29 protein-coding genes are annotated in these 26,381 nt (G+C 40.6%); 19 read left to right on the forward strand and 10 right to left on the reverse strand.

The features are described from left to right. The first annotated feature begins 31 nt into the window (after nucleotides 1-31). From J2X07_RS17770 to J2X07_RS17785, 4 genes are all read left to right on the forward strand, one after another. Nucleotides 32-1,579, forward strand: coding sequence for a fumarate hydratase (locus tag J2X07_RS17770; RefSeq protein ID WP_310261867.1), 1,548 nt, complete (start codon nucleotides 32-34; stop codon nucleotides 1,577-1,579). A 421-nt stretch (nucleotides 1,580-2,000) separates the two neighbouring features. Continuing rightward, nucleotides 2,001-2,813 (forward strand): delta-lactam-biosynthetic de-N-acetylase, encoded by an 813-nt coding sequence (gene pdaA, locus J2X07_RS17775; RefSeq protein ID WP_396194573.1) that lies wholly within the window; start codon nucleotides 2,001-2,003, stop codon nucleotides 2,811-2,813. Between the two features lie 134 nt (nucleotides 2,814-2,947). Beyond that, nucleotides 2,948-4,339: a 23S rRNA (uracil(1939)-C(5))-methyltransferase RlmD gene (gene rlmD, locus J2X07_RS17780; protein WP_310261870.1), complete on the forward strand. Its 1,392-nt coding sequence runs from the start codon at nucleotides 2,948-2,950 to the stop codon at nucleotides 4,337-4,339. Between the two features lie 18 nt (nucleotides 4,340-4,357). Further along, nucleotides 4,358-4,915, forward strand: a complete 558-nt coding sequence (locus tag J2X07_RS17785; RefSeq protein ID WP_310261873.1) for a maltose acetyltransferase domain-containing protein — start codon at nucleotides 4,358-4,360, stop codon at nucleotides 4,913-4,915. A 234-nt stretch (nucleotides 4,916-5,149) separates the two neighbouring features. Here J2X07_RS17785 and J2X07_RS17790 read toward each other — a convergent pair whose 3' ends face one another. The 5 genes from J2X07_RS17790 to J2X07_RS17810 all read right to left on the reverse strand — a co-directional run bounded on the left by J2X07_RS17790 (nucleotide 5,150) and on the right by J2X07_RS17810 (nucleotide 8,918). Further along, nucleotides 5,150-5,311, reverse strand: a complete 162-nt coding sequence (locus J2X07_RS17790; protein ID WP_310261878.1) for a YfhD family protein — start codon at nucleotides 5,309-5,311, stop codon at nucleotides 5,150-5,152. Nucleotides 5,312-5,430: 119 nt separating this feature from the next. Next, nucleotides 5,431-5,589, reverse strand: a complete 159-nt coding sequence (locus tag J2X07_RS17795) for a hypothetical protein (protein ID WP_310261880.1) — start codon at nucleotides 5,587-5,589, stop codon at nucleotides 5,431-5,433. Nucleotides 5,590-6,032: 443 nt separating this feature from the next. Further along, nucleotides 6,033-6,593, reverse strand: a complete 561-nt coding sequence (locus J2X07_RS17800; RefSeq protein ID WP_310261883.1) for a GNAT family N-acetyltransferase — start codon at nucleotides 6,591-6,593, stop codon at nucleotides 6,033-6,035. A 253-nt stretch (nucleotides 6,594-6,846) separates the two neighbouring features. Then, nucleotides 6,847-7,977, reverse strand: a complete 1,131-nt coding sequence (locus J2X07_RS17805) for an amidohydrolase (RefSeq protein ID WP_310261886.1) — start codon at nucleotides 7,975-7,977, stop codon at nucleotides 6,847-6,849. A 32-nt stretch (nucleotides 7,978-8,009) separates the two neighbouring features. Next, the gene (locus J2X07_RS17810; protein ID WP_310262004.1) at nucleotides 8,010-8,918 is read right to left on the reverse strand and encodes a TIGR01777 family oxidoreductase; all 909 of its coding nucleotides are present in this window, start codon (nucleotides 8,916-8,918) and stop codon (nucleotides 8,010-8,012) included. Nucleotides 8,919-9,016: 98 nt separating this feature from the next. Here J2X07_RS17810 and J2X07_RS17815 point away from each other — a divergent pair, with 98 nt between their 5' ends. From J2X07_RS17815 to recX, 3 genes are all read left to right on the forward strand, one after another. Next, a complete protein-coding gene (locus J2X07_RS17815; RefSeq protein WP_310261888.1) occupies nucleotides 9,017-11,116 on the forward strand; it encodes a carbon starvation CstA family protein in 2,100 nt (699 codons plus the stop codon). Continuing rightward, the gene (locus tag J2X07_RS17820) at nucleotides 11,116-11,325 is read left to right on the forward strand and encodes a CstA-like transporter-associated (seleno)protein (protein WP_310261891.1); all 210 of its coding nucleotides are present in this window, start codon (nucleotides 11,116-11,118) and stop codon (nucleotides 11,323-11,325) included. Before J2X07_RS17815 ends, J2X07_RS17820 begins: the two co-directional genes overlap by 1 nt. A 178-nt stretch (nucleotides 11,326-11,503) precedes the next feature. Further along, complete coding sequence (gene recX, locus J2X07_RS17825) at nucleotides 11,504-12,319, forward strand: recombination regulator RecX (RefSeq protein WP_310261894.1); 816 nt, start codon at nucleotides 11,504-11,506, stop codon at nucleotides 12,317-12,319. On the opposite strand, the gene J2X07_RS17830 is transcribed toward recX, so the two are convergent. After that, nucleotides 12,306-12,977, reverse strand: a complete 672-nt coding sequence (locus J2X07_RS17830) for an SDR family NAD(P)-dependent oxidoreductase (RefSeq protein WP_310261897.1) — start codon at nucleotides 12,975-12,977, stop codon at nucleotides 12,306-12,308. The two genes, recX and J2X07_RS17830, sit on opposite strands and share 14 nt — an antisense overlap. Before the next feature lie 66 nt (nucleotides 12,978-13,043). Between J2X07_RS17830 and J2X07_RS17835 the strand changes: the two genes are divergently transcribed. Continuing rightward, nucleotides 13,044-13,355: a YfhH family protein gene (locus tag J2X07_RS17835; RefSeq protein WP_310261901.1), complete on the forward strand. Its 312-nt coding sequence runs from the start codon at nucleotides 13,044-13,046 to the stop codon at nucleotides 13,353-13,355. 239 nt (nucleotides 13,356-13,594) lie between these two features. Here the strand turns inward: J2X07_RS17835 and J2X07_RS17840 are convergent, their stop codons facing one another. Continuing rightward, nucleotides 13,595-13,762 carry a YpzG family protein gene (locus J2X07_RS17840; protein WP_077364736.1) on the reverse strand — a complete coding sequence of 56 codons (168 nt, stop codon included), beginning with the start codon at nucleotides 13,760-13,762 and terminating at the stop codon, nucleotides 13,595-13,597. A gap of 39 nt (nucleotides 13,763-13,801) precedes the next feature. Next, nucleotides 13,802-13,957 carry a small, acid-soluble spore protein K gene (gene sspK / locus J2X07_RS17845; RefSeq protein WP_310261906.1) on the reverse strand — a complete coding sequence of 52 codons (156 nt, stop codon included), beginning with the start codon at nucleotides 13,955-13,957 and terminating at the stop codon, nucleotides 13,802-13,804. 101 nt (nucleotides 13,958-14,058) lie between these two features. On the opposite strand from sspK, the gene J2X07_RS17850 reads away from it, so the two are divergent. Further along, nucleotides 14,059-14,325 carry a YfhJ family protein gene (locus J2X07_RS17850; RefSeq protein ID WP_310261909.1) on the forward strand — a complete coding sequence of 89 codons (267 nt, stop codon included), beginning with the start codon at nucleotides 14,059-14,061 and terminating at the stop codon, nucleotides 14,323-14,325. A 14-nt stretch (nucleotides 14,326-14,339) separates the two neighbouring features. Here J2X07_RS17850 and J2X07_RS17855 read toward each other — a convergent pair whose 3' ends face one another. After that, nucleotides 14,340-15,341 carry a metal-dependent hydrolase gene (locus J2X07_RS17855; protein WP_310261912.1) on the reverse strand — a complete coding sequence of 334 codons (1,002 nt, stop codon included), beginning with the start codon at nucleotides 15,339-15,341 and terminating at the stop codon, nucleotides 14,340-14,342. A 33-nt stretch (nucleotides 15,342-15,374) separates the two neighbouring features. On the opposite strand from J2X07_RS17855, the gene J2X07_RS17860 reads away from it, so the two are divergent. Genes J2X07_RS17860 through J2X07_RS17870 form a run of 3 tightly spaced genes read left to right on the forward strand, consistent with a single transcriptional unit; the run spans nucleotide 15,375 to nucleotide 17,559 of the window. Then, entirely contained in the window at nucleotides 15,375-15,689 is a 315-nt protein-coding gene (locus tag J2X07_RS17860; protein WP_310261915.1) for a hypothetical protein, read from the forward strand. A gap of 2 nt (nucleotides 15,690-15,691) precedes the next feature. Further along, nucleotides 15,692-16,807: an A/G-specific adenine glycosylase gene (gene mutY / locus J2X07_RS17865; protein ID WP_310261919.1), complete on the forward strand. Its 1,116-nt coding sequence runs from the start codon at nucleotides 15,692-15,694 to the stop codon at nucleotides 16,805-16,807. After that, nucleotides 16,804-17,559, forward strand: a complete 756-nt coding sequence (locus tag J2X07_RS17870) for an SDR family NAD(P)-dependent oxidoreductase (RefSeq protein WP_310261923.1) — start codon at nucleotides 16,804-16,806, stop codon at nucleotides 17,557-17,559. The genes mutY and J2X07_RS17870 overlap by 4 nt, the downstream gene beginning before the upstream one ends. Before the next feature lie 223 nt (nucleotides 17,560-17,782). Here the strand turns inward: J2X07_RS17870 and J2X07_RS17875 are convergent, their stop codons facing one another. Next, nucleotides 17,783-18,007 (reverse strand): hypothetical protein, encoded by a 225-nt coding sequence (locus J2X07_RS17875; protein ID WP_310261926.1) that lies wholly within the window; start codon nucleotides 18,005-18,007, stop codon nucleotides 17,783-17,785. A 144-nt stretch (nucleotides 18,008-18,151) separates the two neighbouring features. Here J2X07_RS17875 and J2X07_RS17880 point away from each other — a divergent pair, with 144 nt between their 5' ends. The 7 genes from J2X07_RS17880 to J2X07_RS17910 all read left to right on the forward strand — a co-directional run bounded on the left by J2X07_RS17880 (nucleotide 18,152) and on the right by J2X07_RS17910 (nucleotide 26,371). Further along, complete coding sequence (locus J2X07_RS17880) at nucleotides 18,152-18,322, forward strand: gamma-type small acid-soluble spore protein (protein ID WP_310261930.1); 171 nt, start codon at nucleotides 18,152-18,154, stop codon at nucleotides 18,320-18,322. Between the two features lie 360 nt (nucleotides 18,323-18,682). Beyond that, nucleotides 18,683-19,210 (forward strand): nucleoside tri-diphosphate phosphatase, encoded by a 528-nt coding sequence (gene ntdP, locus J2X07_RS17885; protein WP_310261932.1) that lies wholly within the window; start codon nucleotides 18,683-18,685, stop codon nucleotides 19,208-19,210. A 198-nt stretch (nucleotides 19,211-19,408) separates the two neighbouring features. Next, nucleotides 19,409-21,142: an ABC transporter ATP-binding protein gene (locus tag J2X07_RS17890; protein ID WP_396194595.1), complete on the forward strand. Its 1,734-nt coding sequence runs from the start codon at nucleotides 19,409-19,411 to the stop codon at nucleotides 21,140-21,142. A 511-nt stretch (nucleotides 21,143-21,653) separates the two neighbouring features. Then, entirely contained in the window at nucleotides 21,654-22,664 is a 1,011-nt protein-coding gene (locus tag J2X07_RS17895) for an ABC transporter ATP-binding protein (protein ID WP_310261937.1), read from the forward strand. After that, nucleotides 22,639-23,613, forward strand: a complete 975-nt coding sequence (locus J2X07_RS17900) for an ABC transporter ATP-binding protein (protein WP_310261939.1) — start codon at nucleotides 22,639-22,641, stop codon at nucleotides 23,611-23,613. The genes J2X07_RS17895 and J2X07_RS17900 overlap by 26 nt, the downstream gene beginning before the upstream one ends. Nucleotides 23,614-23,669: 56 nt before the next feature. Beyond that, nucleotides 23,670-25,265 carry an ABC transporter substrate-binding protein gene (locus J2X07_RS17905; RefSeq protein WP_310261942.1) on the forward strand — a complete coding sequence of 532 codons (1,596 nt, stop codon included), beginning with the start codon at nucleotides 23,670-23,672 and terminating at the stop codon, nucleotides 25,263-25,265. Nucleotides 25,266-25,366: 101 nt separating this feature from the next. Then, complete coding sequence (locus tag J2X07_RS17910; protein ID WP_310261944.1) at nucleotides 25,367-26,371, forward strand: ABC transporter permease; 1,005 nt, start codon at nucleotides 25,367-25,369, stop codon at nucleotides 26,369-26,371. The last annotated feature ends 10 nt before the right edge of the window (nucleotides 26,372-26,381 follow it).

A 26,381-nucleotide genomic window follows, 5' to 3' on the forward strand; every position in this document is an offset into this window, starting at 1 on the left:
ACAAAGCATGTCATAAAGGGGTAGTGGAGAGATGGAAAAATTTCAGGAAAGCATGTACAAACTGATTGTCGAAACTTCAACCAAATTGCCAAAAGATGTACGCCGTGCCATTCTTGCAGCGAAGCTAAAAGAAAACGCGGGTACTCGTGCTGCGATGTCTTTAGATACGATCACAGATAATATTTTAAAAGCTGACGAGAATGTTTCACCGATTTGTCAGGACACTGGACTTCCTACATTTAAAATTAAAGTGCCAGTCGGCGCAAACCAAATAGAGATGAAAAAAGCGATTCGTAATGCGATCGCAGATGCAACAAAGGATACGAAGCTGCGCCCAAACTCAGTTGATTCCATCACAGGTGATAATAGTGGTGACAACCTAGGTGATGGCACGCCGGTTATTAAGTTTGAACAATGGGAAAAGGATTACATTGATGCTCGCCTTATTTTAAAAGGAGGCGGCTGTGAAAATAAAAACATCCAGTACAGCCTTCCCGCAGAATTAGAAGGCTTAGGCCGTGCTGGACGTGATCTGGATGGAATCCGTAAATGTATCATGCACTCGGTTTACCAAGCACAGGGCCAAGGCTGCAGTGCTGGTTTTATCGGTGTAGGAATCGGGGGAGACCGCACATCTGGATATGAACTGGCAAAAGAGATGCTTTTCCGTTCTGTTGATGATGTGAATCCGAACGAAAACCTGCGCAAGCTTGAAGAATATGTGATGGAAAATGCGAATAAGCTTGGAATCGGAACGATGGGATTTGGCGGAGAGACGACTTTACTTGGATGCAAAGTCGGTGTCATTAACCGTATTCCTGCGAGTTTCTTTGTTTCTGTTGCGTACAACTGCTGGGCTTACCGCCGTTTAGGTGTAAAATTGAACCCTGAAACAGGCGAGATCACAGAATGGCTGTACCAAGAAGGCGAAACGGTTGATTTTACTAAAGCTGAGGAAGAAGCAGCTGCAGCTGTAGAACAGCAAGAAGAAAAGACAAGAAGCATTACATTGGAAGCTCCAATTACAGAAGAGCAAATTCGTGAATTAAAGGTTGGAGATGTAGTTACGATCAACGGTATGATGCATACCGGCCGCGATGCGATTCATAAGCATCTTATGGACAACCCGGCTCCAATTGATCTGAACGGACAAATTATTTACCATTGCGGACCTGTAATGGCGAAGGACGGAGAAGGCAACTGGGTTGTTAAGGCAGCCGGTCCGACAACGAGTATTCGTGAGGAACCTTATCAAGGCGACATTATGAAGAAATTTGGAATCCGCGCTGTAATAGGTAAAGGCGGTATGGGTCCAAAAACCCTCGCTGCTCTCCGTGAACATGGCGGAGTTTACTTGAATGCGATCGGCGGAGCAGCACAATACTATGCGGAATGTATGGAAAAAGTGGAAGGCGTTGATCTTATGGAATTCGGTGTTCCAGAAGCGATGTGGCATATCCGTGTTAATGGATTTACTGCTGTAGTGACGATGGACTCCCACGGAAACAGCCTACACGAACACGTTGAGAAGTCTTCTCTGCAAAAACTAGAGCAGTTTAAAGAACCAGTATTTAATTAAAAGGCTGGAATGGAGACCTTAAAGGTGCGCTTTTGCGATCTTTAAGGTTTTTTTTGTGCTCTTTTTTAAGGATCCTTTCTAAAGGCTTTTTTCTAAAAGACTGTTGCTGCAGATAGGTTTTAGAGTTCTTTATTGAAAAGTTAATTGAAGTGAAAGGTTCTGGACTTTTCTCCACTTTTAATCCCTGAAATTTCATTAACTAAAATTATTTGTTGATTCAGAACCGAGAAAGTCGAGGAAGTGAAGTTTTCGAGGCGCGGATTGTAGTTCTCCTATATGAGCACCGAGAAAACAAAAATGACGAAGAGATTCGACGCTTATCAATCAGCCAACATTCACTTTCCTTATAATACCTAGCATGGTTTTGCTTTTTAACTGCACAATAAAGGTATAGGCTGTCGTTTGAAGGAGGAATTATGAAATGAAGATCAATCGGCTCCTTTGCTTTTTATTAATTCCGCTCATGTTTTTCGTACAGACAGAAGTTTCTTTTGCGCAAAGAGGTTTATCCAATCAGCGGCTGGAATGGTACTTTGAGAAAAAGGGGAAAGAGAAGCCGCCAGTCACGGATTCAAGGTATATGGAACTTGTAAAAAAATACGATAGCCTTTTTCTAGGCGATACCGCCAAAAAAGACATATATTTAACGTTCGATAATGGATATGAAAATGGATATACGGACGATGTGCTAGATGTTTTAAAGCGTAAAAAAGTGCCTGCTGCCTTCTTTGTAACCGGACAATTTATGAAAACCCACCCTCACCTAATAAAGCGAATGGCTGAAGAAGGGCATATAGTCGGCAATCACTCATATCATCATCCAGATCTGACACAAGTATCTGACGAGCGATTAGTTAATGAATTAGAAAAGGTTAAGTTGAGATATACGGAGATAACCGGACAAAAAGAAATGAAGTATATTCGGCCGCCAAGAGGGGTATTCAGTGAAAGAACAATCGCTCTGGCAAAAAAGGAAGGGTATACTCATGTGTTTTGGTCACTTGCTTTCCTCGATTGGGAAACGAATAAACAGCGCGGCTGGAAATATTCCTATGACCAGATTTCAAAGCAAATCCATCCAGGCAGTATTCTTTTGCTGCATACTGTTTCAAAAGACAATGCAGATGCATTAGAGAGAGTCATTGAAGCTTTGCAGAAAAGAGGCTACACATTTAAAAGTCTTGATGACCTGCAGATGAAAAGTTCAGTGTCACCCATTTTAACAAGACCGTAAATAGTACCTTAGTGATTAAGCTAAGGTGCTTTTTTACGTCTCGACTTCCTCGGCCATAACAATGTTGGTAGAACTCAGCTATTTCGTCTACAATAAGAAAAGCGACTTTTTGCGAAGAAATGAGTGAGTAAATAATGAATAAAGCGGTAAACCCCATAATGAATATTGGCCAAACTTTCCCATTAAACATTAAACGTATCGGAATTAATGGTGAAGGAATCGGATTTTATAAACGTCAGGTAGTTTTTGTGCCAGGTGCCTTGCCTGGTGAAGAAATCGAGGTTGAAATCACAAAAGTATTCCCGAACCGCGGCGAAGGAAAAATCAAAAAAATCAAAAAGAAATCGAAACACCGGGTAACGCCGCCATGCCCCATATATGAGACATGCGGCGGCTGCCAGCTTCAGCATTTAGATTATTCCGCACAGCTGAAAGAGAAAAGGGATCTCGTTAGCCAAGCATTCGAACGGTATACTAAAATTCCTAAAAATGAGTTGTCAATCGGTAAAACAATAGGGATGAAAGAACCATGGTCTTACCGAAACAAAAGTCAGTTTCAGGTTGGACAAATCGATCAAAATGTTATTGCCGGATTGTACAGCAGCAACACTCATAAATTAATCAATATCGATCACTGCCTGGTTCAACATGAAGATACAAATATTGTTACGAATAAAGTAAAACAAATTATCCAAGATTTAAATATCCAAGTGTACAACGAAAAGAAACGCACCGGCTTTATCCGTACGATTGTAGTGCGTACAGCTTTTAAAACAGATGAAATTCAGCTTGTAATAGTTACAGCTAAAGAAGAGTTTCCGAAAAAAGAGCTGTTCTTTAATGAGATTCAAAAGCGGCTTCCACAAGTTACATCTATTGTTCAGAACGTAAATGATGAGAAGACTTCGCTGATCTTTGGAAATAAAACTGAAGGTATTTACGGAAAAGAAACAATTACTGAGCATTTAGGAAGCTTAAGCTTTGAACTATCTGCACGAGCCTTTTTTCAATTAAACCCTTCACAGACGGTGAAGCTGTATGAAGAGGTAAAAAAGCAAGCAAAGCTTACAGGGAAAGAGAAAGTTGTGGATGCTTATTGTGGATCTGGAACGATCGGTATGTGGCTTGCATCAGGTGCAAAAGAAGTAAGAGGAATGGATATGATAAAAGAATCCATTTTAGATGCACAAAAAAATGCCAAAAAACATGGTATTAAAAATGCGAAATATGAAACAGGAAAAGCAGAACACCTTCTTCCTCAATGGGTAAAAGAAGGGTGGCGTCCAGATGTAGTTGTCGTTGACCCGCCTAGAACCGGATGTGACGAAACGTTTTTAAAAACAGTAGTACAAGTAAAGCCGAAAAGAATGGTTTACGTCTCGTGTAATCCTTCGACACTTGCGAAGGATGTCCACATGTTGATAAGTAAAGGTTTTGCTGTGGAACAAGTAACACCTGTGGATATGTTTCCGCAAACAGCCCAAGTTGAAGCCGTTTGTACACTTGTGTATAAAGGACAAGCCTGATTCAATTAGGAGATTCACATGAAAACAGAAAAACAAAAGATGATTGATGGAGAGCTTTATCGCCCTGATGATCTCCAGCTTATAAAGGACCGGAAAAATGCTAGAAGACTAACGAGACTATTCAATAATTCAACGGAAGAAGAGCTGAAAAAACGAACTGAATTGTTAAAGGAGCTCTTCGGTTCAACAGGAAAAAATATTGGGATAGAGCCCAATTTTCGCTGTGATTATGGATATAACATTCATGTGGGAGAAAACTTTTACGCGAATTTTGATTGTATCATTCTAGATGTGTGTAAAGTCCGAATAGGGGATAATTGCATGATAGCCCCGGGTGTTCACATATATACAGCGACTCATCCATTAGATCCTGTTGAACGAAATTCAGGTGTTGAATTTGGAAAACCAGTTGAAATTGGTGATAATGTATGGCTCGGCGGCGGATCCATTATTAATCCCGGTGTCAAAATCGGGGATAATGCAGTGATAGCATCAGGTGCAGTCGTGACTAAAGATGTGGATAGTAATACAGTCGTTGGCGGTAATCCGGCAAAAGTTATTAAGAGGTTAATTTAAGATAATAATTTTATATCTTTAAAAATTCAGAAATATACACAATATCCACAGTGTTTTCCACAAAAATTGTGCATAACATCATACTTTTGCACAGGTTTAATAAAAGTTTATATTTTGGACGATATCGTTATGCACATTATCCACATGGTTGTGTATAACTTTATCCACAGGATAAATAGGTATTTGTATCTCTATATTACAAAAAAGACCTGCTGAAATAGCAGGTCTTTTTGCTTAGCGACTGCCTTTTTGGCGTCGGTCAGCTGCTTGTGCACGAGCTTTAGCTTCAAGATCGTTTTGATCTGCCAGTTCACTTGAGTACTCGACGTCAAGTCCGTTAGCATTAGAAGCTGCAGCATTTGTGCGAGATGGGTTCTTTCGGTTACGTTTTTCCACAAAAATACCTCCTTAAAGATACTAAATGTTTGAAACGTAAATCAAAAGCAGTGAGGAACTCGTCCTCAATAATAGGATGTGCAGTTTGTCTAGAGATATAAGAGGAATTTTTATCCTATTTATGAATTATCTTCATTCGTTTGTTCTTGTTCAGATCCGTCCATACCAGGATTGTTTGTAGAAGCTGCAGAAGATTTTAGCTCCTGTGCATAAGTGACTTCTTGTGTTTTAGTTAGGTCACTGTTGCGGTTTTTTGCTGTTTGTTTGTTGTTTTGCATTGTGAATTCCTCCTTATTTATTTATGAATTTTTCTAAAAAGATTGTTGGTCTTGACCGTATTGTCTTTTTCGCCATTGACAAGTTGATCGAAGTGCAAGATACGAGACTCCTGCGGGATCAGTGGGACAAACGAAAAGCGGAAACGGTTTATACAGCCCCGACAAGCAAAAGGGAAATGGGGTAAGAAGGCGCTTTTTGCCTTCAGGACCATTTAACTTTTGACCTCGAGGGGCTAACCGTTGTAGCTAGACAGGTGAGACTCCTGTAAGTGCAAAGCGCTTAGGAGGCTCACCGCACACCCCCCGGAAAGCGAGCATCCTGGAGCGGAATCAACCACTTTCAAGAGCAACAAAGTATGCGGAACAGCCTTATTAAAAAACACCACCTTCAAAAAAGCGAAGGTGGTGTTAGTATGTGCAGGCAACATTAGATATTACCTGTATTATGCTTCCTTTAAATGCTCTTCTGCAACTTCAAGCGGCTGTGTACGAAGCTGATGCATTAAATAATTATCTTTTTCGATTTGATAAAGATTGTAAATTTCCTGTCCCTGGTTGAGCTGGTCATATACATCTTTACGTGTTTCATTTGCAAGTGTCACGTAAGGTATTTTTTCTGCAGCTTTTTGAGAACGAATATTTTGCTTGCGGATTCTCATAAATATGGTGTGGATCTCTTTTTCATAAAACAATTCTGAAAAGAAAGCTTCTTTTGCTAGATTGTTATAGCCTTTTCCAAAATAGGGCTGGCCGATCCATGTACCAAGAAACCCGTAGCCATCTTGAACATCGAATAAATTAATGGTGCCGATTGGATTTTGCCACTCATCCAATATCGTTCTGGAGATAATCTTTCCTTGTTCTTCTTCCTCTAGCGTTTGCTTCGTTAGGAACATGAATTCCTCAAAAGAAGCAGCTTTTTGGCGTACAAAAGGGAAGACTTCTGGGTGCACCATTAAATTGTAAAGAACATGACTCTCCGTTAAATCACGCTTTTTCAACAATTTAACCCCTCCTAGAGGGCAGAATTATCCCCCACCCTCGAATTAAGAATAAAAATTAATTCGGGGTGGGAATCGAACCCACTAGGACCAGTCATAGCTGGTGGCGCACCAATTGCCTTCCCTTGCTCAATATTTAATTTTATAAATATAGTTTTAAAATAGTGTAGAGCACCGATTAAATAAACCGGATTTTTCATAAATCCGCGTGTGGCTCTATTTGTATCATAATTCATTTTTCTAAAAAAGAAAATAGTTATTTTGTTGATTTTTTGTAAATTATTTCTCCGTCGATTATGGTCATAATCGGGTTTGCTGAATAGTGGAACGGATGCTCTGTCCAGAGGCATAAATCAGCATCTTTTCCAGGTTCGATGCTTCCGACACGATTCGCTATTCCCAGGTTTTTTGCAGGTGCGATCGTGATCCCCTCAAGCGCTTTCTTTTCGCTTAATCCATCACGGACTGCAAGGGCTGCACAAACATTCAAATACTGAATGGGAATATAAGGATGATCTGTCGTAATCGAAACTTCGACATTATTTTCAGATAGTATACGATATGTGTCCCAAGTTTTGTTCTTTAATTCGATTTTGGATTTTCGTGTAAGAGTTGGTCCAACACTTACTTGTAAATTTAAATTCTTTAAAGAGTCGATTACAAGATGCCCTTCGGTACAATGTTCAATGCGGTAATCCAAATTAAATTCCTCAGCAAAACGGATTGCTGAAAGGATATCATCTGCACGATGAGCGTGGATACGAACAGGAATTTCACGATTAAGAGCTGCTGCGATCGGAGCGACCCTTAAATTATCCTGATAAGCGGAATCTTTTGCGGCATAAAAGGCCTCCCGCAGCATTCCCATGATTCCCATACGCGTAATCGAATCGTTATTCTGGCCGCTGTGGATCCGTTTAGGATTTTCACCTAATGCGATTTTAAGTCCGGCTGTTTCTTTAATGATCATCTTTCGGATATCCTGACCATGAGTTTTGATAACAGACGTTGTTCCGCCGATTACATTCGCACTGCCAGGCATAATATGAACTGTTGTAATTCCGTATCTTACTGCATCTTTAAAGGCAATATCTAATGGATGGCAGCCGTCGATTGCACGGATATGAGGCGTCAAGACTTCATGAGTCTCGTTCGCATCATTTCCTGCCCAGCCCGTACCTTCATCATAAAGACCTAAGTGGGTATGGACATCAATAAATCCAGGAAGAAGATGATGACCCTCTGCGGATATTATCTCCATCTCGGATGTTGGTTCAATTGAGCGTTCAACTGCAGAAATTTTTCCGTTTTCAATGAGCACATCCCCTTGCTCTAAAATGCCGCTTGTAATGGGGTATACTTTTGCTTTTTGAATTAATTTTTTCATATGAGATCCACCTGAAGAAATATTTTTTTCTTTTATTGTAACAAGTCTTGTAAAGCTCTTTTTAAATTAGGATATTTAAAAGTAAAACCATTGTCCATCGCTTTCTCAGGCAACACTTGCTGCCCTTTTAAAATCAGCATACTCATCTCACCAAATACGAGCTTAAACATAAAGGATGGAGCAGGGAGCCAATGGGGGCGCTTTAAAACGCCGCCAATAATTTCTCCAAATTCTTTCATCGTAACCGGGTTAGGTGATGCAGCATTTACCGGACCACTATAACCCTCATTATCAAATGTTTCTTTCATAAGCCTTGCAACATCATCGATATGGATCCAAGAAACCCACTGATTTCCTGATCCGACCGTTCCTCCAGCAAAAAATCGATAGGGAAGGGTTAATTGCGGGAGAACTCCGCCATCTTTTCCAAGAATAAGCCCGAATCGGGTTATGACAGTTCGGCAGCCTATTGATGAAGCTTCCTTTGCTTTTGTTTCCCATGCCTTGACGACTTCTGCAAGGAAATCCGTCCCATGGGTTTCTTCAGCTTCTGTAAAAACTTTTGATTGTGATGTTCCATAATAGCCGATTGCTGAAGCGTTAATCCAGACCCGAGGGGGTGTGTCCATCTTTTTTACAATACTCAGCAGCTCTTCTGTTGCTTTTAACCGGCTGTTTAAGATGGCTTGTTTTTTCTCGCTGGTCCATCTTCCATTAATGGTCTCCCCAGCAAGATTGATAACTGCATCTATTTGAGGCAGTTCTTGTTCAGCGGCGTTATTTCCGTTCATCCACTGCACATATTTTATTTTCGGATGATTAGATTTTTTTTCTCCTCTTGTCAAAATGAATACTTCATCATTAGAAGCTGTAAAGAGTTGAGTAATCGCATTTCCGACAAATCCGCTTCCTCCTGAGATTAAGATTCTTCTCAAAAGCAGCTCACCTCACTAAAAATAATTTTATCCAAATATTTAGAAAATTTGATATAATCCAACTTGTACATATAATCATACCATTTTATTTAAGGAGGAAGTTTATGGAGCTTCAAAGAAATGTGCCAGCAAAAAAGAAAAACCCTTTTTTGAAAGCGCTCTTATGGATTGCGATTGGACTTGCAGGCGGCTTAGCACTTTCGATCATCGCGTTTCAAAGGGATGAAAAAATCAATGCGATTTGGTTTGTAGTAGCTTCTCTGTGTACGTATGCTATAGCTTACCGTTTTTATGCACGTTTTATTGCTAATAAAATCTTCAGCCTGAATAAAAATAATGCAACACCAGCTGAAAGGTACAATGACGGTAAAGATTATGTGCCGACAAATAAATGGGTTCTTTATGGGCATCATTTTGCTGCAATAGCTGGGGCAGGACCTCTTGTTGGACCGACTCTAGCCGCTCAGATGGGCTTTTTGCCGGGAACGATCTGGATTATCGTCGGTGCGGTTTTAGCCGGAGCCGTACAGGATTTTGTTATTTTAATTATTTCCATGCGCCGTAAAGGTAAATCAATCGGTCAGATTGCAAAAGAAGAAATCGGGCCGGTTGGCGGTATATTAGCTCTTATTGGTGTTTTTGCCATTATGGTTATTTTAATAGCAGTACTCGCACTAGTTGTTGTAAATGCACTTAAATCAAGCCCTTGGGGAACATATACAATCGCTATGACGATACCCATTGCACTATTCATGGGCTTCTACATGCGTTATATAAGACCGGGAAAAGTAGGGGAAGCTTCAATTATTGGTTTTGTTTTATTAGTGTTTGCTTTAATAAGCGGCCAATGGGTTGCTGACTCTGCAACACTTGCTCCGCTTTTCACATTTGATGGAGAAACTTTAGCTTGGATGCTTATCATTTATGGATTCCTTGCTTCGGTACTTCCGGTATGGATGCTGCTGGCACCGAGGGATTATTTGAGTACCTTCTTAAAAGTAGGGGTAATCGGAATGATGGCAATAGGAATCCTGATTGTAATGCCAGAGATTCAGATGCCTGCTCTCACTAAATTTGTTGATGGATCAGGACCTGTTTTTGCAGGTAATCTGTTTCCTTTCTTGTTTATAACTATTGCATGTGGCGCTGTTTCAGGTTTCCATGCGCTGATTTCTTCAGGTACATCTCCAAAACTGATCGCAAATGAAAGGCATGCACCTATGGTCGGGTATGGCGGAATGCTGACAGAATCATTTGTTGCTGTTATGGCGATGGTCGCGGCTACATTATTAACACCAGGATTGTATTTTGCGATTAATTCGCCTGGGGCAGCGATTGGAGCAGATGTTACTGCTGCAGCTACGACAATTTCATCTTGGGGATTCACCATTTCTGCAGATGATATTAATGAACTCGCTAAAAATGTGAATGAAGAATCCATTTTATCCCGAACAGGAGGTGCTCCGTCACTCGCTGTAGGGATCTCGCAAATTTTCTCCCAGATTATCGGCGGCCCTAAGCTGATGGGGTTCTGGTACCATTTTGCGATACTTTTTGAAGCGGTGTTCATATTGACTACCATTGATGCAGGTACGAGGGTTGGCCGATTCATGCTGCAAGATTTGCTGGGACAAGTATTTAAACCATTAAGAAAAACAGATTCTATGCCTGCCGTTTACTTTGTAAGTGCGCTCGTTGTTGCAGGATGGGGTTATTTCTTGGTCGTTGGAGTAACGGATCCACTTGGAGGCATTAATACCCTCTGGCCGCTGTTCGGGATCGTGAACCAGATGCTGGCTGCAATCGCATTGATTGTCGCAACGACTGTTATCTTAAAAATGGGCAAGAAAAAATATGTTTGGGTTACACTCGTGCCGTTAGCGTGGCTGATGATTGTAACGTTCTATGCAGCTTGGCAAAAAATATTCTCTGACATACCGAAGATCGGTTTCTTAAAGCAAGCTGAGGTGATGAAAGAAGCAGCTGCAAGCGGTAAGCTTCCACCTACCGTTCCGACGATAGAAGCCGCTCACCGCCTTGTTTTTAACAATACGCTGAATGCTTATTTAACAGCCATTTTTATGCTGATTATCATAGGCGTACTCATTGATGCTATGAGAATCTGGTATAAAGCATTAAAGAGTGAAAAACCGTTAGAAACAACTGAGGAGCCGTTTATTCAAACTAAGTTAGGTGAAGTTTAATGAATGTGCAAACCGTATGGGGAAAAATAAGACATGTCTTGCAGATCATCTCATACATCAGTAAAGGGATATCGAACCTCCCTGATTACCAAGCATATGTAAGACACGTTCAAGAAAAGCATCCCGGTCAGATTCCTCCGACCGAGAAGGAATTTTTTGAAGAATTGCTTGAAAACAAATATGGTCCGAATGCAAAACGCTGCTGTTAAACAGCTATAAGTGCAGGTTGCACTTTTATCAAGGAAGCTGGCTCGGAAATTCGGGCCGGTTTTTTTGTTTTAGGACTGTTTATAAACAACTACTTTCACAACACCCAAAAATATAAATCCTTCTTTTTATCTTAAACAAGCAGTTATGGTACACTATTGTGTGAAAAGAGGTGGGTAGATGGCTGTTATTACAAGGATTTCTGCTCAACAAAAGAACGACGAACGATTTAACGTTTTTATTCAAAAAGGTGCTAAAGAAGAATTTGCCTTTAGTGTAGATGCTGATGTTCTTATTAGGTTCCAGCTTCAAAAAGGCATGGAGATTAATGAAGAAGAATGGGATGAGATCCTGTCAGAAGATGAGTATCGCAAAGCCTTTAACAAAGCGCTTCATTATCTGTCATTCCGAATGAGGACTGTGCATGAGATTGAAGCATATTTAGAAAAAAAGGAAGTCGCTGAACAAACCATAAAAAGAGTCATTGAAAAACTTTCGGAATACAATTTTGCAAACGATAAAAGCTATGCAGATTCATTTGTGAAGACCCGGATGAATACATCTTTTAAAGGTCCTGGTGCGATCCGTCAGGAACTTAAGAAAAAAGGCATCGGAGAAAATGATGCACAAGGTGCACTTGATCAGTTTTCATATGATCAGCAGCTGGAAGCGAGTATTAAATTTATACAAAAGCAATTTTCCGGAAGAGCAAAGCGATCTGAAAAAGAGCAAAAACAAAAAATAGCCCAGCAGCTGCAGCAAAAAGGATTCAGTTGGGAAGTCATTGAAATGGCATTTCAAAAAGCTGAGATCAGCCAAAGTGCAGAGGAAGAAAAAGAAGCCCTGCAATATCATGCAAATAAAGCACACCAAAAGTATAAAAAATACAGCGGGTATGAGTATGAGGCTCGCATGAAACGATATTTATTCGGCAAGGGCTTTAATTCTGAAGTTATTTCTGAGGTGTTAAACAGCGACTTTTTTAACGGTCAATAAAAATTTCTGATCTGTTATCATCTTCGCTGTAAATCAATTCAGCTACCATAGCAGGGGATTTTAAGCGTGAACGGTCCTTAATATGATCCGTTTTATCCCAAAATGGTGTATCCATTCCACCCATGTATACAGCTGTTGGAAAGATGTTTGTTCCTTCCCATTCTTTCATAAGACTTTCTGTAAAACCTCGAACAGCAAACTTAGTTGCGCAGTAGACCGACTCGTTCACTTTTCCGCGTAATCCTGCGGTTGAAATGATGTTCATCACTTTGCCGAAGCCTTGGTTTTTAAAAAGAGGGAATGCTGCTTTCGTCGGAAAGATAGTGCCATATACGTTCGTTTCAACCATTCGTTCAATATCAGATGAGGTGAGTGTTTCCAAGGATTCAAATACACCCATTCCAGCGTTATTGATTAGCATATGGACTTGTTCTTCATGAAATATTTCGCGCAGTACAGTTTCTGTCTGCTGCGGATCTGTAGCATCACAAACTTTATAAGTTATGCGATTTTTTGTTTCTGAAAGAGTTTCAACGGCGCGCTGCAATTTTGATTCAGTACGGCCAATGAGACAAATAGTATAGTCTTTGCAGTATTGCCTGGCTAGGGCGTACCCAAGACCTGAACCGCCGCCTGTTATAATTACTGTTTTATTCAATATGATCACTCCTATGTATTTAACAAAATCAAGTTTCAGCGTACAGAAAAGAAGGGAAGAATTCAAATGGAAAAAAGGTTCAGTGAAATGACTGAAATTGAGATTAAAGCTGAAATCGCATCCTTACGTGCGAAGGCACAAAAGGCCGAGCAGATGGGTATGGTAAGCGAGTACGCTGTATATGAACGTAAAATCGCGATGGGTAAAAGTTACTTGATTGACCCAGCTTCTATAGAGAGCGGAAAAGAATATGGCATTCAAGGTGATCCCGAGTCAACATTTTCGGTATTGTACTTAAACGGTATTTTTGCCTGGGGCTATAAAAATAAACAAAGTACATTAGAGGCGCTTCCGATTTCGGTGCTTGAACAACCATAAATAAGGTTCTACTTATTGAGATGTTTGGGAACTTCTTCTTTGAAAAGTTAATTGGAGCGCTGTGGTGAGACTCCTGCAGGATTAGTGTGACAGGTGAGACCAATCAATGTTGCTAGGCAATGATCGGGCTCACCGCACACCCTGCGGAAAGCGAGCCGCAAAGAGCGGAGATTAACCTCTTTCAAAAAACAAAGCTTACAATAAATAAAGAAGCGCTTTACACGCTTCTTTATTCATCACTATGAACGCTTACGTGTTTGAATTTCAAGCACATAGTTATTTAATGCTTGCTGGGTTTCCCCGTTCACTTGGTTATACGCATGTTTCGAGTTAGCACGCGGTGAGTGAAAGGGGTCAGAATACTTACCGTTAAATCGGGTTGATGAGAAGTAGTCTTTCTTGTTCATCTGATTCACCCCCCAGAGTGAAATTCATAACCGCAAGAGTTACTGATCGTCTCGGTGTTGATTGGACAAGAACATGCGCTCCTGCGGATGATCGCGTGTTGTCCCATCTGGCCGTTTAGAAGAGAATTCTTCTTTTGATCTCGGCTCACCTGAGAAGGAGATCCGATTTGGGAAGTTTTTCGATTTATTTCGCATTGTTTTTCCCTCCTTTAAATCGGTTCTCAACTAGTATGGAACGTGATAGAAACCTTTATGTGACGGTAAAATCCTTAAAAAATGGTTATGGAGGGAGAATAATGGAAGAGAGATTCGACAGATTAGCTAAACAACTGCAAGAAAAGAACCCAAGCTTGAGTTATGCGGAAGCAAGGGAATGGGTGGAAGGTTTATGGGAAGATTTTGAATCCACTCGTGCAAAAGCTGGCAGAGATTATGAAGGGCAGGATGTTACAGAAAAAATGGTCACACAGCTGATCAATTCATATGGTCATAAGCTTCATGAGTATTTTTCAAATAACCCTAAATTTCAGCGATTCATCAAAAAAGACGGGCCTATTCATTAAGCCCGTCTCTTTCCTTATTCATTATTGTTGATTAAATCTAATGGGGAGAAGTCCATTTTCTTTTTTAACCGGTCCTCTGAATATACCCATCCAGTGTATGAGGTGATGATATTCAAGTTTTCATCTAATTGGACCATGGCCACAAAAGGATAATGCCCCTTACTTCTATACCTTAAATCGATAAATTGAACGATATGTCCGTGATCATTTTTTTCAACTTCCCATCTATTAACCGGTGAGAAGGAAAGGAATGCCGAAATGTTTCGATCTTTTTTTGCGGCTTCAATTATTTTTGTTTTTGGAACTGGAACGTGATCAAAAGTATCCCAGACCGTTACTTTTCCATTTTTTAAACCAGCCACAAAGAATTCGCTTTTTGATTTAATGGCGAGATGATATTGCCCCCAGCGGATAGTAGGGCTGGCATAGATTTCAACTGCTTCAGGAATTTTCCGCTTAACGATTTTGTTTACATGAACACGAGCCGCAATTCGCCAAATGTAATAAAACACGAGTATGGTATAAACGACGAGAAAGGTATAACCAGGGTTAACGCCCGCATACCAAAGCAGTAATCCTGCTACATGCAGGAAAAAGATAAACGGATCAAAAATGCTGATTACACCTAATGCGATCCATTTTTTCGAAACAGGATATAAAGCTTGTGTTCCGTATGCGTTGAAAATATCTACAAATACATGCAAAAATACAGCTATGGCTGTCCATAACAAAAGCTTTCCATTATCTGCATCAGGAACAAACAGTGAGATGATGCCAAATAATAAAAGCGGCCAAATAACGAGTGCAGGCAATGAATGTGTAATGCCTCTATGGTGACGGATGTAGACCGCATTGTTTTTTAATTTTAAAATCGTGTCAAAGTCAGGAGCCTGGGAACCGATAAGTGTCCCGGCTAGTATAGCTTGGGATGTGGCAGGATCATGAGCTATAGCAGGGTCCAGCATGGCTAAACCGCCTAAACCCAATCCCATCACAATATGTGTGCCTGTATCCATGGCCACCACCTCCTTAAGGAATGGAGTGCTAAAATGATAACTGTTTTTATGGAATATAAAGTGAATCCTGATACTTATCAATCGTATGAACGTGCGATGTCTTCCGTGATTCATGAACTAAAGAAGTCTGGTGCTGCAGATATTCAATGGTATAAAGCAGCAGACCAGCAAACACTTTATGTTGAATGCTTTCAATTACTGGATATGGCAGCTTATGAGTCCATGAAATCGAAACGTACATCGCCCGATCATCCTGTTTATTCAATGATCCAGCCCTTTATTACAGGCGGCTTCGAAAAAATACATTGTTGGGCATTTGAAAAAATGAATGCAAAGGAAGTTCTTTAAAAGTGAAATCACCAATTACTAATATATTTTCCCTCAACAAGTCATATGTGAAACAATTTCAGCAGTCTTTACTCAACTGGTACAGTGAAAACAAAAGGACGCTGCCTTGGCGTCTTAATCAAGATCCGTACCGTGTTTGGGTTTCTGAAATTATGCTGCAGCAAACGAGGGTAGACACCGTTATCCCTTATTTCGAACGATTTACAACTCTTTTTCCGACACTTCAAGATCTAGCTGATGCAGATGAAGAACAAGTTCTCAAAGCTTGGGAGGGTCTAGGTTATTATTCCCGAGTTCGAAACTTACAAACCGCAGTAAAAGAAGTCTGTGCAGCTTATGGCGGAAAAGTTCCAAAAGACCCCCGTGAAATTTCGAGTTTAAAAGGGGTTGGTCCATACACAGCCGGGGCAGTTTTAAGTATTGCTTACGGTATTCCTGAACCAGCAGTTGACGGAAATGTCATGCGAGTCCTTAGCCGAATTTTGTTAATTGAAGAGGATATCAGCAAGCCTAAAACGCGTCTGGTTTTTGAAAGTGCCGTGCGTGAACTGATTTCACACGAAGATCCATCTTCTTTTAATCAAGGTCTTATGGAATTGGGAGCATTAATTTGCACACCTAAATCACCAGCTTGCCTGCTTTGTCCGATGAGGGAGCTCTGTAAAGGATTTGAAGCAGGGAAACAAAACGAGCTTCCCGTTAAATTAGGAAAGACAAAAGTTAGAAAAGCTAATATGGCAGCGGGAATCATTGTTGGCTCGGATGGACGAGTACTTATTCATAAACGGTCTTCAGAAGGGTTGCTCGCGAACATGTGGGAATTTCCAAATACGGAATATATACAAGCAAAAAAGGATGCAGAAACGAATGCATTAGCAGAATATGTAGAAGAAAACATTTTTGCAAAAGCAATATTCGATGAAAAAACAGGATATATTGAACATGTTTTTTCTCATCTAAAATGGGAAATTAATGTATGGCAAGGGAAACTAACATCTGAGTCTGAAAAACTTCCGGCAGAGTGGAGATGGGCAACTGTAGCTGAACTTGAGAATTATCCATTTCCTGTATCACATCAAAAAATTATCCGCTTAGTAAAGGAGGCAATATTTGTATGAATCTAGAGTTGAATGGAAAAGCCGTTCTTGTTACTGGCGGTTCAAAAGGTATTGGTAAAGCAATCGCTTATGCTTTCCTTGATGAAGGCGCAAAAGTGGGAATAATGGGCAGAAATATAGACGATTTGAAAGCAACGCAAAAAGAGGGCATTGAAATCTTTCCAGGTAATGTAACAGATGCACGTGACCGGGAGCGGGTTATGAAAGATTTCATCGAGAAATTTGGAACGATTGACATTTTAGTTAATAACGCAGGCGGCAGCAACGGTTCTGCTGTGATGGAAACGAGTATGGAGTTGTTTGAAGAAGCGATGCATCTGAATTTCCTGTCTTCAGTTGATTTAAGTAAAAAAGCGGCTGAAGTGATGATCGGAAATGAGGCTGGCGGCTCCATTATCAATATTTCTTCCATATTTGGCCGGGAATCTGGCGGGAAGCCAACTTACAATGCGAGTAAAGCTGCGTTGATTTCGTTTACGAAATCATTTAGTGACGAAATGATCAAAAAAGGAATAAGAGTAAATGGAATTGCACCCGGTTCCATTTTGCATGAAACGGGCAACTGGAAAAAAAGATTGGAACAAGATCCAGATACAATCCATGCATTCGTTGATGAGCATATATCAGCAGGCCGGTTTGGAACAGTAGAAGAAGTAGCGAGCGTGGCTGTATTTTTAGCTTCTGAAAAAGCATCTTGGGTTGTCGGATGTACATTGAATGTGGATGGCGGGCAATCCTATAGTAATTTTTAAGTAAAAGAGTAAAAACAAGCCCCAGCGAAGCGCAGGGGCTTGTTTTTATGCGCGCCATACGGAAAATATGCGCGCCATACGGAAAATATGCGCGCCATACGGAAAATATGCGCGCCATACGGAAAATATGCGCGCCATACGGAAAATATGCGCGCCATACGGAAATAATGCGCTCTCAAACATGAAAAAACCCCTGGGTCACTGGGGGTTCACCTATTCATCATTAATCATATTTCGTTTCTGTTCCGTGAGAATAATCGGCCTCACCGCGGTTTAATCCGCCCCTGGACTCAATTTCTTTAATGATCTCTCTGTGTATCACCGTTCCTTCTTCGTTTAAATAAGGAGCAATCTGCTGTAAAGAATGATGAAAAAAGGCAAGTTCTTCGTCTTTCCAATCATTTTTGCTGATCATCGCAAGTTCTGTCATATCTCTACCAACATACATGATTCCACACCTCCTTAAGAAATAGTTCAATCATTCATTTATCCCCCATTTTCAAATTTTTTAATACTGGAAAAATCTAAATAAAAAAACACCTTATAAAACCTGAATTCCATGGGTAAATTATTATTCGTGGAGGTGATAATCATGGACAAACAACAACAACAAAAACAACAACAACAAGCTGCTCGTCAAAAGCAGCAAAACGCTCAACAACAAGCTGGTCAATCTTACGGAACTGAATTTGCTAGCGAAACTAACGCTCAACAAGTTCAACAACAAAACCAACAGTCTCAACAACGTAAGAACCAACAGTAGTTGCCTCTATCCAGAAATGCTCCCTAATCACTAGGGGGCATTTTTTGGTTTCTTATTTTCATTACGTTTTCTATACATAACCGCTGGGAATACTAATAAAGAGTGGAATTATCAGAAAAAAGGCGCAAAAATTAAAAAAACAGGGACAAGTACATTTCCAAACTATTCTTAAAACGATATAATAAAGTAGAGAAAAAAAGCGTGTTTGGAAAAAAGAAATGAACGGGATCAACAAAAATTATTAAGAACGAGGTTTTAACATGGAGCTGGTGAATTACCGATAAAAAGTTAGGAGAAAGGAGCTGCGAACTTAATAGGTAACACATTAGCTTCCGGAACTCGGGCAGAAAGGAGAGAGAGATGAGTTTTCCTGCAACCGGAAGTATAATCAATATTCAAAGCTATAAGCATAACGGCTATCTTCACAGAAACTGGGAAGATACGGTTATCCTAAAAGGCACTCCAAGTCAGGTGATCTGTGGCAATGACAGAATTTTAGTAACAGAATCTGACGGCAGGCAATGGCGTACGAGAGAGCCTGCGATCTGTTATTTTAATTCAAAGCAATGGTTTAACGTAATTGGCATGTTAAGAGAAGACGGTATTTATTATTATTGTAATTTAGGCTCACCCTTTATGTGGGACAAGGAAGCATTAAAATACATTGATTACGACCTGGATATAAAGGTTTTTCCAGATGGTACTTATATCTTACTTGATGAGGATGAATACGATCTTCATAAAAGAATGATGCGTTATCCAAGTCAGCTGGATTCAATTATTAAACAAAACCTGCAAGATTTAATTTTAATGATTACGCAAAAAAAGGGACCATTCGAACCTGGCTTCGTAGAACAATGGTACGAAAGATATTTAGAATTCCGTTAAAAAGGAAAACCTGTTGATATCAGCAGGTTATTCTTTTTTTTATAAGAAATGCTGAGGCGCCTTTTAAGAGACGACAAGCACATAATCTCCGGATCGGGGATACGCATTTTGTATCCTGAGAAGGAGAGAAATGTGACATCGATTCTCTGGGAACTGAAGCTGGACAATGAAATGGTGTGATGAAGATTGGATAAAAGCATGAAGCGTTACCTAACATTTGTAAAACCATATAAGTGGCAGATTTTCTGGACAATCCTAATTGGTCTTGCGAAGTTTGGGATTCCCTTACTCACGCCGCTTATTTTAAAATACGTTGTAGATAATATTATTCAAACCAAGTTGCCGATGGATGTAAAAATGACGAAGCTGCTTTGGCTGATGGGTGGAGCATCTGTTGTTTTTGTTGTTTTAAGGCCGCCGATTGAATATTGGAGACAATATTACGCACAGTGGGTAGGAAGCAAAATTTTGTATGACATTCGAGATAAAATGTTTGATCATATCCAGAAATTGAGCCTTCGTTTTTATTCGAACAACAAATCAGGAGAAATTATTTCACGTGTGATTAATGATGTGGAACAAACGAAAACTTTTGTCATAACAGGACTTATGAATGTTTGGCTGGATATGGCGACGATTGTAATCGCTGTTGCTATTATGTTTTCGATGGATTTTTGGCTGACAATCGTGGCATTATCCATGCTTCCAGTCTATGCGTTTTCAGTAAAATATTTTTACGCACGGCTCCGTCAATTGACGAAAGACCGTTCGCAAGCGTTAGCAGAAGTGCAAGGTCATTTGCATGAACGGGTTCAAGGCATGTCTGTTATTCGAAGTTTTGCGCTTGAAGATTATGAACAAACTCAATTTGATAAACGAAATACGAATTTTTTAGATCGTGCAATGGATCATACGAGATGGAATGCGAAAACCTTTTCGATCGTAAACACTGTAACAGACGTTGCGCCTTTGCTTGTTATCGGATTTGCTGCTTATCAAGGGATAAAAGGAGACCTTTCGATCGGAGCGCTCGTTGCTTTTGTCGCGTATATGGACAGACTTTATAATCCGCTTAGAAGGCTTGTGAATTCTTCAACAACACTTACACAATCTGTTGCCTCAATGGACCGGATGTTTGAATTTTTGGACGAGAAATATGATATTGAGGATTCGCCAGGAGCTAAACCACTGCAAAATGTTCAGGGAGCTATAGAATTTCAAAATGTATCATTTTCTTATAATGATGAGGAAGAAGATGTGCTCCATCATATTTCTTTATCTGTACAACCAGGTGAAACGATTGCGCTTGTCGGAATGAGCGGAGGAGGTAAATCTTCACTAATTAGTTTGATTCCGCGTTTTTATGATGTGACGGAAGGAAGCATTCTTCTCGACGGAACAGATATCCGTTCCTATCAGATGAGAACACTTCGGGACAACATCGGTATGGTGCTTCAAGATAATATTCTTTTCAGTGAATCTGTCCGTGCCAATATATTAATGGGAAATCCCGAGGCTACAGATGAAGAAGTAATTCAAGCTGCTAAGGCAGCAAATGCCCATGAATTTATCATGAATCTTCCTGATGGATATCACACGAAAATAGGCGAACGCGGTGTGAAATTGTCTGGCGGTCAAAAGCAGCGTGTGGCGATCTCCAGGGTTTTCTTGAAGAATCCGCCAATATTAATTTTAGATGAAGCAACATCCGCACTAGATCTTGAAAGTGAGCATCTGATACAAGAAGCGCTTGAAAAATTAGCTAAAGATCGCACGACTTTTATTGTAGCTCACCGATTATCAACCATTACGCATGCAGATCGAATCGTTGTAATCGAACATGGCAAAATTTCAGAAATCGGAAAACATAAAGAACTAATGGAAAAACAAGGAGCGTATTACGACCTCTTTACTTTCCAGCAATTGACTTAAAGGCTCAAAGCGGCATGAACCGCTTTGGGCCATTTTATTTTCTCTCTTTTTTTAATAGGAGATTGTTGCTATTAGGTCACTTTCGTAAAGAATCTTCATTGAAAAGTTGATTGAAGTTTAATGTGTGAGACTCCTCGAAAATGAAATTCACATTTTCTTCGTGCGATAATCGCTGCCGTAGCCTCCCGTGTTCTGCGATGCGGGAGAAGTTTGACAGGTGAGACCCCTAAAGGTGCAAAGCTCCAAGGTGGCTCACCGCACACCACCCGGAAAGCGATTATCCTGAAACGGAAATCAATTACTTCCAGGTTGACTCCGGCCAATCTTTTTTTGTGCAAAAAAGGGTATTTTTTACAGGAAAACCTAATACTTACGAACTACACCTAATGATGTATTTGTCGATTATTCTGAAAATTAAATATTGTCAAAATGTCAGAGTAGTGTCATAATTCTCAACAGAGAAGTAATATTCTAGGAAATTTGGCAGCTTAGAGAAGGGAGTGAGATCTCAATGGGGAACCCCGTTTTAGAAGTAAAGAACTTAAGAACTTCTTTTTTGACAGATGATGGAGAGATTCCAGCTGTAGACGGTGTCGATTTTCATGTCAATCCTGGTGAAGTGCTGGGCATTGTAGGAGAATCGGGCTGTGGAAAAAGCGTGACTTCTTTATCTGTAATGGGACTTGTGCCTACCCCACCTGGGAAAATCGAAGGAGAAATCCTTTTTAAAGGCGAAAATCTTGCTTCGGCACCAGAAAAGAGAATGCGGCAAATACGAGGCAATGAAATCGGAATGATATTTCAGGAGCCTATGACAAGTTTGAATCCGGTTTTTACAATTGGTGATCAACTTATCGAATCATTACGCATACATAGAAAATGGTCAAAAAAAGAAGCATGGGGAAAAGCGGTTGAAATGCTAAAACTCGTCGGACTTCCTCGAGCAGAAGAGCTTGTAAAGGAATACCCGCATCAGCTATCTGGCGGTATGCGCCAGCGTGTCATGATTGCCATGGCGATGATCTGTGAGCCTAAGCTTCTCATCGCGGACGAGCCTACAACTGCACTAGATGTGACGATCCAAGCCCAAATTTTAGACCTTATGAAACGATTAAATAAAGAAACTGATACAGCGATCATGATGATTACACACGATTTAGGCGTTGTTGCTGAAATATGTGAGCGTGTCGTCGTAATGTACTCAGGAAAAGTGGTGGAAGAGGGGGATGTGAAGACGATCTTCCAGAACCCGAAGCACCCTTACACGGTGGGTCTGATTAAGTCTGTTCCGGATATGAGAGAGAAAGTTGGAAGACTTTACTCCATTCCAGGGAACGTTCCGAAACCGGGAACGATTCAAACCGGGTGCTCATTTGCACCTCGATGTGAGCATGCAGGCACGAGATGTATCGCAGAAACTCCTCAACTCAAAACTCATGATGGCAATCATCAAGTGAGATGCTGGCTTTATGAGGATGAGAAAGGAGTGGAACTGCATGAGTCAGACGCAGCCATTAGTTAAAGTAGAAAATTTAAAGATGCACTTTCCGATAAAGGGCGGGGTGCTCAGCAAACAGGTCGGTGAAGTAAAAGCGGTTGATGGGATTTCCTTTTTTATAAACAAAGGTGAAACCCTCGGGCTTGTAGGTGAAAGCGGATGCGGAAAATCAACAACTGGCCGTATGCTTCTCAGACTTTTAGAACCGACAGAAGGAAATATCTATTTCGAGGGCGAAGATATTACAAAATTATCCACAAGTGAAATGAGAAAGAAACGCCGGGAAATGCAAATGGTGTTTCAGGATCCTTTTGCTTCCTTAAATCCTCGTCATACGGTAGAGAAAATTTTAGAAGAACCTTTGATCGTTCATGGAGTCAAAAATAAAGCCGAACGAAAGAAGCGTGTAAAAGAATTGCTGGAGGTTGTTGGACTTAACAGCTGGCATGCCAAACGCTATCCGCACCAGTTTTCTGGAGGACAGCGTCAGCGAATAGGGATTGCGAGAGCACTTGCTGTAAATCCGAAGCTGATCATAGCGGACGAGCCGGTTTCAGCATTGGATGTTTCCATTCAATCTCAAGTATTGAATCTTTTGCAAGACTTACAGAAGGAATTCGATCTTACCTATTTGTTCATTGCACATGATTTAGGAGTTGTGCGGCACATAAGTGACAGAGTAGGTGTTATGTATTTAGGGCATATCGTAGAGCTAGCAGATAGTGAAAAGCTTTATGACAACCCGAAGCATCCATATACTCAAGCATTATTGTCCGCCGTTCCTGTTCCTGATGTTGAACATAAAAAGGATCGTGTCATTCTGCAAGGTGATGTACCAAGTCCGTCTAATCCGCCAAAGGGCTGTCCTTTCCACACAAGGTGTCCGCAGGCAATGGATCATTGCGGAACTGTTAAACCTGTATTGAAGGAAGTAGCTGAAGGCCATTACGCATCATGCCATTTATACGAATAGGCACATTGCGTACATATAAAAAGGGCACTAAAACAATGAGAACTGGGGGAAAGAAGATGAAGAAAAGTTTAGTAACATTATTTGCTTTAATGCTTGCTTTATCTCTTGCTTTAGCTGGATGTTCTTCAAGTAAGAGCGGCAAAGGCGGAGACGATAAAGTCGATCCAAACAATGTCATGATTTATGGACGCGGCGGTGACTCTGTTGCACTTGACCCTGCGGTTGTTACAGATGGCGAATCTTTCATCGTAACAGAACAAATTTATGAGCCTCTAGTAAACTACGCAAAAGACAGCATGGAAATCGTGCCTGGTCTAGCGAAAAAATGGGATATTTCAAAAGATGGTTTAACATACACATTCGAACTTCGTGAAGGCGTTAAATTCCATGATGGAGAAAAATTCAACGCTGATGCGGTTGTAAAGAACTTTGACCGTTGGGCACAAAGTAAAGATGGGGAAAAATTCGCTTACTACGGATCTATGTTTGGCGGATTTGAAGGAGACCCAGGTCATGTTATTAAAGATGTAAAAGCTGATGGTGATTACAAAGTAGTGTTCACTTTGAGCAAGCCTCAAGCTCCTTTCTTAAAGAACATCGCAATGAGCCCGTTCGCAATCGCGAGCCCGAAATCATTTGATGGTGATAAGTTAAGCAAAAATCCAGTTGGTACTGGACCTTTCAAATTCAAGAGCTGGAAACAAAACGATACAATCGTTTTAGAAAAGAACAGCGATTACTGGGATAAAGATCTTCCTAAGCTTGATGGGGTAACTTTCAAAGTAATTAAAGATAACTCTTCTCGTCTTAACGCTTTAACTAAAGGTGAGATCGATTTAATGGATGGATTAAATCCATCTGATATGAAATCTGTTTCTGGAAACAGCAAACTTCAATTGTTCGAACGTCCTTCAATGAACGTTGGTTACCTAGGATTTAACGTTGAAAAAGCGCCATTCGATAAAAAAGAAGTTCGTCAGGCGATCAGCCACTTAATCGACAAGCAAGCGATTATTGATAACTTCTATGAAGGAACTGCAGAGCCGGCTAAAAACCCAATGCCTCCTTCAATCGCTGGATACAATGATGATATTCAAGATTATGAGTATGATGAAGCAAAAGCAAAAGAACTTCTAAAGAGCGTTGGTTTAGAAAAAGGATTCACAATGGATCTTTGGGCAATGCCAGTATCACGTCCATACATGCCGAACGGCCAAAAAGTGGCTGAGGCAATCCAGGCAAAGCTTGCAAAAGTTAACATTAAAGCTAACATCGTAACGTTTGAGTGGGGTACTTACCTTGAAAAAGTACAAAAAGGTGAAGCGCCAATGTTCATGCTAGGCTGGACTGGTGATAACGGAGATGCGGATAACTTCCTTTATACGCTTCTTGATAAAGACACAATCGACTCTAACAACTACTCTCGCTACAAAAATGAAGATGTTCACAAGCTGCTTTTAGAAGCTCAAACTACAGCTGATGAAGACAAGCGTGCTGAACTTTACAAACAAGCACAAGTAATCATTCATGAAGATGCACCGTGGGTACCGCTTGTTCACTCTAAGCCTCAGTTAGCTGGAGCGAGCAAAATCAAAGGATTTGTTCCACATCCTACAGGTTCTCAGTCTTTCGCGGACACATATTTCAAATAAGAAATGGCGGGGAGTATGGACTTTATAAGCCTGCTCCCCTTTTTATTTAACTCACATAATACCTACCACATTCGTAATACTTCGAAGAAAGAGGTGACCTTATGTTTGCCTATACCATCAGGCGGTTAGCAGCACTTGTCCCGGTACTTTTAGGGATGACATTTATTGTTTTTATGATGATTCGTGCTATTCCGGGGAATCCAGCACAATTAATTTTAGGTCAGCAGGCCACAAAAAATGCGGTTGCAGCTTTAACTCATCGGCTTGGTTTAGATCAGCCATGGTATACACAATTTGTTTCTTATTTAAAAGGTCTTTTTACAGGAGACTTAGGTGTATCCCTTAAGACGAATGTACCAATCTCTGAAGAAGTTTGGCCATATTTAGCAGCGACGATCGAGTTAGCACTTGTAGCTATGATTATTGCTATCGTAATCGGTGTTAATGCGGGTATCGTTTCAGCGTGGTTCCAAAACTCATGGTTCGACTATATCGCAATGGTAGTTGCACTAATCGGTATTTCTATGCCGATCTTCTGGTTAGGTTTGATGGAACAATATGTATTCTCGATCCATTTAGATCTGCTGCCTACAACAGGACGGGATAATATCCGTGTTCCGGTAGATCCGATTACGCATTTATATTTAATTGATACACTGCTGCAAGGCAGAATGGATCAGTTCTTAGATGTTATTCGCCATCTTATCCTGCCAGGTGTGGCACTTGGAACGATTCCAATGGCGATTATTGCGAGAATGACACGTTCAAGCATGCTTGAAGTAATGCGTTCTGATTATATTCGTACAGCTAGAGCAAAAGGGATGAAAATGTTCTGGGTCGTGTACAAGCACTCCTTAAAGAATGCCCTGATTCCAGTTGTAACAGTTATCGGATTACAGACAGGTTTGCTTCTAGGCGGAGCGATTCTAACTGAAACCATTTTCGGCTGGCCGGGTATTGGAACGTACATTTACGATGCCATTTCGTATCGGGATTATCCTGTTATTCAATCCGGTATCCTTGTCGTAGCTACAATATTCGTACTCATTAATCTACTCGTTGATTTGCTGTATGCAGCAATTGATCCGAGAATTAAATTTAAGTAGGAGGGATTAG

It is taken from the genome of Fictibacillus barbaricus (assembly GCF_031457135.1).
Classification (GTDB): domain Bacteria; phylum Bacillota; class Bacilli; order Bacillales; family Fictibacillaceae; genus Fictibacillus; species Fictibacillus barbaricus_A.

Coding starts and splice junctions, on each gene's coding strand:
- J2X07_RS17770 (WP_310261867.1), top strand. CDS start 32: ATGGAAAAATTTCAGGAAAGCATGTACAAACTGATTGTCGAAACTTCA.
- pdaA (WP_396194573.1), top strand. CDS start 2,001: ATGAAGATCAATCGGCTCCTTTGCTTTTTATTAATTCCGCTCATGTTT.
- rlmD (WP_310261870.1), top strand. CDS start 2,948: ATGAATAAAGCGGTAAACCCCATAATGAATATTGGCCAAACTTTCCCA.
- J2X07_RS17785 (WP_310261873.1), top strand. CDS start 4,358: ATGAAAACAGAAAAACAAAAGATGATTGATGGAGAGCTTTATCGCCCT.
- J2X07_RS17795 (WP_310261880.1), bottom strand. CDS start 5,589: ATGCAAAACAACAAACAAACAGCAAAAAACCGCAACAGTGACCTAACT.
- J2X07_RS17805 (WP_310261886.1), bottom strand. CDS start 7,977: ATGAAAAAATTAATTCAAAAAGCAAAAGTATACCCCATTACAAGCGGC.
- J2X07_RS17815 (WP_310261888.1), top strand. CDS start 9,017: ATGGAGCTTCAAAGAAATGTGCCAGCAAAAAAGAAAAACCCTTTTTTG.
- J2X07_RS17820 (WP_310261891.1), top strand. CDS start 11,116: ATGAATGTGCAAACCGTATGGGGAAAAATAAGACATGTCTTGCAGATC.
- recX (WP_310261894.1), top strand. CDS start 11,504: ATGGCTGTTATTACAAGGATTTCTGCTCAACAAAAGAACGACGAACGA.
- J2X07_RS17835 (WP_310261901.1), top strand. CDS start 13,044: ATGGAAAAAAGGTTCAGTGAAATGACTGAAATTGAGATTAAAGCTGAA.
- J2X07_RS17840 (WP_077364736.1), bottom strand. CDS start 13,762: ATGAACAAGAAAGACTACTTCTCATCAACCCGATTTAACGGTAAGTAT.
- sspK (WP_310261906.1), bottom strand. CDS start 13,957: ATGCGAAATAAATCGAAAAACTTCCCAAATCGGATCTCCTTCTCAGGT.
- J2X07_RS17850 (WP_310261909.1), top strand. CDS start 14,059: ATGGAAGAGAGATTCGACAGATTAGCTAAACAACTGCAAGAAAAGAAC.
- J2X07_RS17855 (WP_310261912.1), bottom strand. CDS start 15,341: ATGGATACAGGCACACATATTGTGATGGGATTGGGTTTAGGCGGTTTA.
- J2X07_RS17860 (WP_310261915.1), top strand. CDS start 15,375: ATGATAACTGTTTTTATGGAATATAAAGTGAATCCTGATACTTATCAA.
- J2X07_RS17870 (WP_310261923.1), top strand. CDS start 16,804: ATGAATCTAGAGTTGAATGGAAAAGCCGTTCTTGTTACTGGCGGTTCA.
- J2X07_RS17875 (WP_310261926.1), bottom strand. CDS start 18,007: ATGTATGTTGGTAGAGATATGACAGAACTTGCGATGATCAGCAAAAAT.
- J2X07_RS17880 (WP_310261930.1), top strand. CDS start 18,152: ATGGACAAACAACAACAACAAAAACAACAACAACAAGCTGCTCGTCAA.
- ntdP (WP_310261932.1), top strand. CDS start 18,683: ATGAGTTTTCCTGCAACCGGAAGTATAATCAATATTCAAAGCTATAAG.
- J2X07_RS17890 (WP_396194595.1), top strand. CDS start 19,409: ATGAAGCGTTACCTAACATTTGTAAAACCATATAAGTGGCAGATTTTC.
- J2X07_RS17895 (WP_310261937.1), top strand. CDS start 21,654: ATGGGGAACCCCGTTTTAGAAGTAAAGAACTTAAGAACTTCTTTTTTG.
- J2X07_RS17900 (WP_310261939.1), top strand. CDS start 22,639: ATGAGTCAGACGCAGCCATTAGTTAAAGTAGAAAATTTAAAGATGCAC.
- J2X07_RS17905 (WP_310261942.1), top strand. CDS start 23,670: ATGAAGAAAAGTTTAGTAACATTATTTGCTTTAATGCTTGCTTTATCT.
- J2X07_RS17910 (WP_310261944.1), top strand. CDS start 25,367: ATGTTTGCCTATACCATCAGGCGGTTAGCAGCACTTGTCCCGGTACTT.